Annotated in this window: 4 protein-coding genes and 1 pseudogene; 3 read left to right on the top strand and 2 right to left on the bottom strand. The window is 68.4% G+C overall.

Features of this window, described 5'->3' with window-relative positions; translation table 11 throughout:
• Window positions 1-1,956 (top strand): annotated as a pseudogene (locus tag ACXJKH_RS10145) (discoidin domain-containing protein); the annotation flags it as partial.
• Window positions 1,956-2,885, top strand: a complete 930-nt coding sequence (locus ACXJKH_RS10140; protein WP_457319336.1) for an endonuclease/exonuclease/phosphatase family protein — start codon at window positions 1,956-1,958, stop codon at window positions 2,883-2,885. The pseudogene ACXJKH_RS10145 and the gene ACXJKH_RS10140, both read left to right, overlap by 1 nt.
• 82 nt (window positions 2,886-2,967) lie before the next feature.
• Here the strand turns inward: ACXJKH_RS10140 and ACXJKH_RS10135 are convergent, their stop codons facing one another.
• Together ACXJKH_RS10135 and ACXJKH_RS10130 are read right to left on the bottom strand one after the other, a co-directional pair.
• The gene (locus tag ACXJKH_RS10135; RefSeq protein ID WP_457319335.1) at window positions 2,968-3,396 is read right to left on the bottom strand and encodes a hypothetical protein; all 429 of its coding nucleotides are present in this window, start codon (window positions 3,394-3,396) and stop codon (window positions 2,968-2,970) included.
• A 90-nt stretch (window positions 3,397-3,486) separates the two neighbouring features.
• Window positions 3,487-7,032 (bottom strand): Rne/Rng family ribonuclease, encoded by a 3,546-nt coding sequence (locus ACXJKH_RS10130; RefSeq protein WP_457319334.1) that lies wholly within the window; start codon window positions 7,030-7,032, stop codon window positions 3,487-3,489.
• A 406-nt stretch (window positions 7,033-7,438) separates the two neighbouring features.
• Here ACXJKH_RS10130 and ACXJKH_RS10125 point away from each other — a divergent pair, with 406 nt between their 5' ends.
• The gene (locus tag ACXJKH_RS10125; protein WP_457319333.1) at window positions 7,439-8,416 is read left to right on the top strand and encodes an RluA family pseudouridine synthase; all 978 of its coding nucleotides are present in this window, start codon (window positions 7,439-7,441) and stop codon (window positions 8,414-8,416) included.
• The last annotated feature ends 58 nt before the right edge of the window (window positions 8,417-8,474 follow it).

Raw genomic sequence — 8,474 nt, 5'->3', positions numbered from 1 at the left:
GACTGGAGCCACGACAAGGCCGCGCTGCAGGTCACCGGCTTCGTGCAGGGCACCCCCGACAAGGCGCAGCTGGTCGGTCGYTACACCCTGCGCAACCCGGACAAGGTCGCCCACGAATACACCCTGGCACTGGCCGTGCGCCCGTGGCAGGTCAATCCGCCCACCCAGTTCCTCAACACCGTCGGCGGCTTCAGCCGCATCGACAACCTGTCGGTGGAGGCCAGCGACGTCGAGGTCAACGGCACCCCGCGCGTGTACCCGGCGCAGGCGCCGGACGCCACCTTCGCCACCACCTTCGACAGCAAGCTGGACGTGGTGCACCTGGCCAGCGGCAAGCTGCCGACCACCACCGAGGTCCGCGATCCCACCGGCCTGGCCTCCGGCGCACTGGTGTACCGCTGGAAGCTGGAACCGGGCCAGAGCCGCGAGGTCGCGCTGGTGCTGCCGCAGACCGGCGCGTGGACCATGCCCAAGGACTTCGACGCGGCCAAGGCGCAGCAGACCGTGGCCTCGATGTGGCGCACCAAGCTGGACCAGGTGACCCTGCAGGTGCCCGCCGCCGGCAAGCCGCTGGCCGACACCCTGCGCACCGCGCTGGCGCACATGCTGATCTCGCGGATCGGCCCGAGCATCCAGCCGGGCACGCGGTCGTATTCGCGCAGCTGGATCCGCGACGGGGCGATGATTTCCGAAGGCCTGCTGCGCATGGGCCGCAGCGATGCGGTGCGCGAGTACGTCAGCTGGTATGCGCCGCATCAGTTCGACAACGGCAAGGTGCCGTGCTGCGTGGATGCGCGCGGCAGCGATCCGGTGCCGGAGAACGACAGCCATGGCGAGCTGATCTTCAACATTGCCGAGTACTGGCGCTATACCGGCGACAGCACCTTCCTGGAGGCGATGTGGCCGCACGTGCAGGGCGCCTACGGTTACATGGAGCAGCTGCGCCTGAGCGAGCGCACCGAGGAGAACCGCGCGCGTAATCCGGCCTTCTACGGGATGATGCCGGTGTCGATCAGCCACGAAGGCTACTCGGCCAAGCCGATGCACTCGTACTGGGACAATTTCTGGGCGCTGCGCGGCTACAAGGATGCGGCGATCATCGCCAGCACGCTGGGCAAGGCCGAGGCCATGCAGATCAGCGCCTCGCGCGACCAGTTCCGTGACGACCTCGCGGCCTCGCTGCAGGCGGCGGTGGCCCAGCACAAGATCGACTACCTGCCCGGTTCGGCCGAGCTGGGCGATTTCGACGCCACCTCGACCACCATCGCGCTGGCCCCGGGTGGCGAACAGGGGCGCCTGCCACAGCCGTACCTGGACAACACCTTCGAGCGGTACTGGACGCAGTTCGTGGAACGCCGCGACGGCAAGCGCGAGTGGAAGGACTACACCCCCTACGAGTGGCGCAACGTGGCCGCGTTCGTGCGCCTGGGCTGGCGCGACCGCGCCTGGCAGGCCACCGAGTTCTTCTTCAAGGACCGCGCGCCGCAGGCCTGGAACCAGTGGGCCGAAGTGGTCTCGCATACCCCGCGCAAGCCGTTCTTCGTCGGCGACCTGCCGCATGCCTGGGTGGCCTCGGACTTCGTGCGCTCGGCGCTGGACATGTTCGCCTACAACCGTGATGTCGACGACAGCCTGGTGCTCGCCGCCGGCGTGCCGTCGCGCTGGCTGGATGGCAAAGGCGTGGCGATCAAAGGCCTGCGTACGCCGAACGGGCAGCTCAGCTACGCATTGAGCCGTAGCGACAAGCAGCTGGTGCTGGAGGTCGCGGCCGGCGTGGTGCCGCCGCAGGGCGGGGTCATCCTGCGCTGGCCGTACAGTGGCGAACCGGGCGACACCCTGGTCAACGGCGAACCGGCACAGTGGTTGAATGGCGAGCTGCGCATCACCCAGGTGCCGGCCAAGGTCGAGATCGACGTGCCGTCTTCGGTACGTCGCGCAGAACGCAAGGCACAGTAATGCGGACGTCTGCTTTCACTGCACGCGCGCGCCGTGCGTTTGTCCATGCCCTGGCCGTGGCGTGCCTGCTCAGCGGCGTCGTGCACGCGGCCGAGCCGACACCGGTTGCGGCGGTCACGACGGCGCCGGGTACGGCGGCCAGCGCCGGGCCGGGCATGAGCATGGTCACCTTCAACCTGCATCACGACCGGGAAAACTGGCCGGCGCGGCGCAAGGTGATCCTGCGCGAACTGCAGGCGCTGCGCCCCGATGCGATCGCGCTGCAGGAAGTGATCCAGAAGCCGAACGTGCGCAACCAGGCCGCGTGGCTGGCACGCCGGCTCGGCTACGACTACCAGTTCGTGTCCACCGATCCGCCGGGGCGCTTCAAGCGCTATGGCAACGCGCTGTTGACCCGGCGCAAGGTGCTGGCGCGCAACGACCATCTGCTCGCGCCGCGGGGCGACTACCGCACCGTCGCGCATCTGCGCATCGACGTGAACGGCAGGCCGGTGAATGTCTACGCCACCCATCTCAACGAACGCTCGGACGAAACCGGCAGCCGCATCCGTGCCGAACAGGTCGCCGATCTGCTCACCTTCATTGCCGGTACCGCCGGTGATGCCCCGGTGGTGATCGCCGGCGACTTCAACGCGCTGGTGGATGCCGGCGACCTGAGCGCGCTGCGCAACCAGTACGGCGACAGCTTCGGCAGCGTGCACGTCAACAACGAACTGGCCCAGGTCAGTACGCTCAACCGGCACTATTACCAGGCGCCGTCGCGCATCGACCACATTTTCTTCCAGCAGGACCGGCTGCTCGCCCGCGAAGCGAAGATCCTGTTCGACCAGCCCTACGCCGAAGGGCGCTGGGCATCGGACCACTACGGGGTGTGGACGCGCCTGCAGTTCGCCCCGTCGCCGGGCACCCCGGCCGCCAGCACGCCCTGAAACGCGCCGACGCGGCGGACGGCCCGGTAGAGCCACGGCATGCGTGGCCGCATTCCACCCGGTGTCCGGAAACGCAAACGCGCTACGGAATCGCCTGCCCGCTGATCTTCTCCCAGGACTGTCCATTGCGCGTCCGCCAGGTGCCGCCCGTGGCGCAGCAGCCGCCCGCACCGAACGCACGTCGACCCAGCACCGCAATCACTGCACCGTCCTCTTCGCGCAGCGACTGCCGCTCGCAGCCGGTAAAGAACGGATAGGGCTCCGGCGCCAGCACTTCGGTCAAGGTGACGTCCTGGCCAGGCCCGCGCGCGACCCCGAACACCGTGCAGTCCCGCGCCAGCAGTTCCACGGGCGCGCCGCCGAGCTGGCCGCGGAACCGATCCTCCGGCAATGCATCGCGTACCGCGATGGCCGCGTCGCTGAGGGGAGGTGCCGGCGCAGGGGCAGGGCGGCACGCAGCCACCGTGCAGAGCAACAACACACAGGCGGGCAGGGAGATGGATCGCAGCATCGGCCGAGCATGCCACAGCCTCCGTGATCCCCAAACGCAGACAGCGGCCCGAAGGCCGCTGTCTGGGTGTTGCGTACCGCGTGGGCGGGATCAGGCCTTGTCGTTCTTTTCCTGATCCTGCTTGTCGGTGGCGTCGGTCTGCGCGACATCGGTCGGGATGTCCTCGCGGGCCTCGGCCTGTGCGGCCTGGGCAGCTGCATCGGTGCTGGCCGGGGCGTCACTGGCGGCAGTGCCGAACAGCTGGCCGTTGTGCACCACCGGGGTGGCCTCGACACGGGCGGCCGGAGCCGGTGCCACCTTTTCCGGCGCTGCCTGGATCGGATCGACCGCGRCGTCGAGCATGCTCGACTGCACCGGACGGGCCTCGTGGCTGGCGTCGACGGTCACGGCGGCGGGTGCCGCCTCGACAGTCTTCGGCGCCTCGACAACCGGGGCAGCTTCAACGGCCTTCGGGGTCTCGACAACCGGGGCAGCTTCAACCGCTTTCGGGGTCTCGACAACCGGAGCAGCTTCAACCGCCTTCGGGGTCTCGACAACCGGAGCGGCTTCAACCGCCTTCGGGGTCTCGACCACCGGGGCAGCTTCAACCGCCTTCGGGGTCTCGACAACCGGGGCAGCGTCAACGGCCTTCGGGGCCTCGACAACCGGAGCAGCTTCAACCGCCTTCGGGGCTTCGACAACCGGGGCAGCTTCAGCGGCCTTCGGGGTCTCGACAGCCGGAGCAGCTTCAACCGCCTTCGGCGTCTCGACAACCGGGGCAGCGTAGGCAACCTTCGGCGCTTCGGCATGCGGCGCGGCGGCCGGCTTCGGGGTCTGCACCACGGCCGGCGCCGGCGTCGGCGATTCCACGAACGGCACGCGGTCGGTGTACGACGGTGCGGCCGCTTCCGGGGCCGGGCTGGCCTCGGCGTGGCCGGCGGTCACCACCGGGCTGCTCACCACGGCCAGCGGTGCAGCGGCGGCGACAGCAGCCACCGGGGCCGGGCGCGGGGCCTGGACCGGTGCGGTCGGGGCCGGCGCATTGCCGCTGTCGTCGTCGAAGTCGAACTCCGGCTGTGGCTGACCGTTGTTGGCGGCCGGACGTTCGGCCCGGGCGGCATCTGCACCGTCCTGGTCGCCATCCTGGTCGTCACCGTCGTCGTCCAGACCGGCGTCATCGTTCAAGCCTTCGCTGCCCGTTGCCGAGTCGCCATTGCCACGACGACGGCGACGGCCACCGCGACGGCCGCGACGACGACGCGAGCCGCCATCACCGTTGGCGTCGTCGGCATTGCCCGGGCCGTCGGTCTGCTCACCGGCTTCACCGGTGGTCAGCGCGGCTTCCTCGGTCGCAGCGGAGGCTGCGTGCGGGGCGCTGTCGTCCTGCTGTACGGCTGCATGCGGCGCGCCGCCGTCGGCACCGGTCACCGCCGCGGCGGCAAGCACGGCGGCATCGGCGACGGGTGCGGCGGTGTCGACCGGCCTGGGCGCATCGGCCTGTGGCTGACGGGCCGGCCTCTCGCTGGCGGCCGGCTTGTCACCCTCACCCTGCTGCGGCTTGGGCTGCTGCGGGTTCTGGTTCTGGCGGGGCTGCTTCAGCTTGGGCTGCTGCTGTTCGTTACGCGGCTGCTTGGGCTGCTGCTCACCGCGCGGCTTGCCCTGGCCCGGTGCCTGCACCTGTGCAGCGGCTGCGGCCGGTGCGGCCACGTCCTGGCGACGCTCGTCGCGGCGCTCGTTCTTGCCGCCACGTTCGCCACGCTCGGCGCGGTCCTTGTTGCCACGGCCCTGGGCCTGGCCCTGACCGTTGCCGCCACGCTCGCCACGCTCATCGCGACGACCGCCGTTGCGGTCCTTGTTGCGATCCTTGTTGCGGTTGTTGCGGTTGCCGTCCTGGACAGGACGACCGCTCGGCTGCGGTGCAGCGGCCGGGGCCGGCTCGCCGCCGAAGATGCGCTTGAGCCAACCGACCACGCCGGTGGCGGCCGGTGCGGCCACCACCACAGGGGCGACCGGGATCGGCGCGGCTTCCGGTTCCGGCGCTTCGCGCACCGGGGCCGGCTGGCTGTGCTTGACCTGGGTCACCACCGGGGCAGCCGGGATGTTCAGCTGGGCCTTGGTCAGCGCGTGTACCGGCAGCTTGCGCGGGGTGCCGCGCTGGTAGCTCGGCTTGCCGCTTTCTTCGCCCAGCTCGTTCTCGCGCAGGCGGGTGACTTCGTAGTGCGGGGTATGCAGCTGTTCGTCGGCGACGATCACGATCGGCGCGTCATGGCGCTGTTCGATCTCGCGCAGGGCGCTGCGCTTCTCGTTGAGCAGGTAGTTGGCGATTTCCACCGGGGCCTGGACCAGCACCTGCCCGGTGTTCTCCTTCATCGCATGCTCTTCGGCCACGCGGATGATCGACAGCGACATCGACTCGACGCTGCGCATGCGGCCATGGCCGTCGCAACGCGGGCACACGATCTGGCTGGATTCCCCCAGGCTCGGACGCAGGCGCTGGCGGCTCATCTCCATCAGGCCGAAGCGCGAGATGCGGCCCAGCTGCACGCGCGCACGGTCGTACTTGAGCGCGTTCTGCAGGCGGTTCTCGACTTCACGCTGGTGCTTGTTGGAGGCCATGTCGATGAAGTCGATGACCACCAGGCCGCCAAGGTCGCGCAGGCGCAGCTGGCGGGCCACTTCTTCGGCCGCTTCCAGATTGGTCTGGAAGGCGGTGTCCTCGATGTCGCTGCCCTTGGTGGCGCGCGAGGAGTTGACGTCGATGGCGGTCAGCGCTTCGGTCTGGTCGACCACGATCGAGCCGCCGGACGGCAGGCGCACGTTGCGCTCATACGCGCCTTCGATCTGCGATTCGATCTGGAAGCGGTTGAACAGCGGGATGTCGTCGGTGTAATGCTTGAGCTTGCGCAGGGTCTGCGGCATCACCTGCTGCATGAACTCACGGGCGGTGTCGTACAGCTCCTGGGTGTCCACCAGGATCTCGCCGACGTCGGCGCGCAGGTAGTCGCGCAGGGCGCGAACGATCAGGCGCGACTCCTGGTAGATCAGGAACGCGGCCGGCTTGGTCAGCGCCGCTTCGGCGATGGCCTTCCACACCTGCAGCAGGTAATCCAGGTCCCACTGCAGCTCTTCGGCATCACGGCCGACGCCGGCGGTGCGGATGATCACGCCCATGTCGTCGGGGATGTTCAGCTTGTCCAGCGCTTCCTTCAGCGCGGCGCGGTCTTCACCCTCGATGCGACGCGAGACGCCGCCAGCGGTGGGCGAGTTCGGCATCAGCACCATGTAGCGGCCGGCCAGGGAGATGAACGTGGTCAGGGCGGCGCCCTTGTTGCCACGCTCTTCCTTGTCGACCTGGACCACCACTTCCTGGCCCTCGCGCAGCAGCTCGCGGATGCCGGCCTTGTTCGGGTCGACGCCAGCCTGGAAGTAATCGCGGGAGATTTCCTTCAGCGGCAGGAAGCCATGGCGGTCGGCACCGTACTCGACGAAGGCCGCTTCCAGCGAAGGTTCAAGGCGCGTGATGCGGCCCTTGTAGATGTTCGACTTCTTCTGTTCCTTGGACGGCTGTTCGATGTCGATGTCGTACAGCGTCTGGCCATCCACGATGGCTACCCGCAGCTCTTCGGCCTGCGTGGCATTGATCAGCATTCGCTTCATTCTTGCGTTCCTCGCGCGCTGCTACCGCGCGGAACGCCATGGGGTTTCGCTTCTGGTCACGCTTCGTCGCCCATCGCGCAGGCGCGGGGAGGGCGGCTTGGGTTTCCAGCGCTACAACACCACGGCAGGCCGCGGGAGCGCTTCATTTGTTTTGGTTTGGGTGTAACGGGGCCGGAGGCAGCTTTCAGCCAGGCTGGAGCGCCACAGGGACATGTTTTTCAGCTCAGACGCTTGTCAGGCATCCGGCGATGGCCGGGACCGCCGGTGAGCCGCTAACATGGCCGCCCCGGGGGCGGTGGCTGCGCACTGTGCCGGAATCGAGGGAAGTCGGGCTTCTGGCCCAGAGCAACTTCCAACGAAATCAATCCCTTATCTCGCCCGCCGAGTGTAACAGAATAAAAGGCCAATGACCGTTACCGAGCCCACCCCGAAAGCCGCTGAAGCCATGACCAGCGTACGTATCCTCACTGTCCCGGCCGACCGGGCAGGGCAACGCCTGGACAACTTCCTGCTCGGCCAGCTCAAGGGTGCACCGCGCAGCCTGATCTACAAGCTCGTCCGCAGTGGCCAGGTCCGGGTCAACGGCGGCCGCGCCAAGGCAGAGCGCAAGCTCGAGCCCGGCGATGAGGTGCGCGTGCCTCCGGTCCGTCTCAATGAAGAAGGAGATAAAGCCGGTCCGCCCGCCGCGTTCATGAAGCGGCTGGAAGATGCCATCGTGTTCGAAGACGATCGGCTGCTGGCGCTGAACAAGCCGTCCGGCGTGGCCAGCCACGGCGGCAGCGGGATCAGCYTCGGCGCGATCGAAACCCTGCGCGCGCTGCGGCCCGGCAAGACCCTGGAGCTGGTCCACCGGCTGGACCGGGACACGTCGGGGCTGCTGATCGTGGCAAAGAAGCGGTCGGCGCTGAGCGAGCTGCAGGCGCTGCTGCGTGAAGACCACGGCTCGGGCATCCGCAAGCACTACCTGACCCTGCTGGTGGGGCGCATGCCCGACGGCACGATGACCGTGGACGCGCCGCTGCATGTGGGGCTTCGCCAGGGCGGCGAGCGTCACGTCCAGGTCAATCCGATCGGCAAAGAATCGATCAGCCACTTCAAGGTCCTGGAGCGCAAGGGCGGGCATTCGTACTGCGAGGTGCGCATCGAAACCGGCCGCACCCACCAGATCCGCGTGCACGCCCAGCATCTGGGTCATCCGGTGGCCGGTGACGACAAGTACGGCGATCCGGACGTCAACAAGCGCCTACGTGACCAGATCGGGCTGAAACGCCTGTTCCTGCACGCGGCCTCGCTGGAGTTTTTCCTCGACAACGGCAAGACCCCGTACCTGCTCAACGCGCCGTTGGCCGACGAGCTGGCCGAGGTGTTGAACCGCCTGAAATAAACCCCAGGTACCGGCCGTCGGTTGACGGCCAACGGTAGTGCCGGCCGCTGGCCGGCTC

Source organism: Stenotrophomonas sp. P5_B8 (assembly GCF_054049855.1).
The sequence above is the reverse complement of the archived record's forward strand: the minus strand, read 5'-3'. Positions and strand labels throughout refer to the sequence as shown.

What these genes read in the sequence shown, in the direction of transcription:
- ACXJKH_RS10140 (WP_457319336.1), top strand. Translation starts at nt 1,956, where the DNA reads ATGCGGACGTCTGCTTTCACTGCACGCGCGCGCCGTGCGTTTGTCCAT.
- ACXJKH_RS10135 (WP_457319335.1), bottom strand. Translation starts at nt 3,396, where the DNA reads ATGCTGCGATCCATCTCCCTGCCCGCCTGTGTGTTGTTGCTCTGCACG.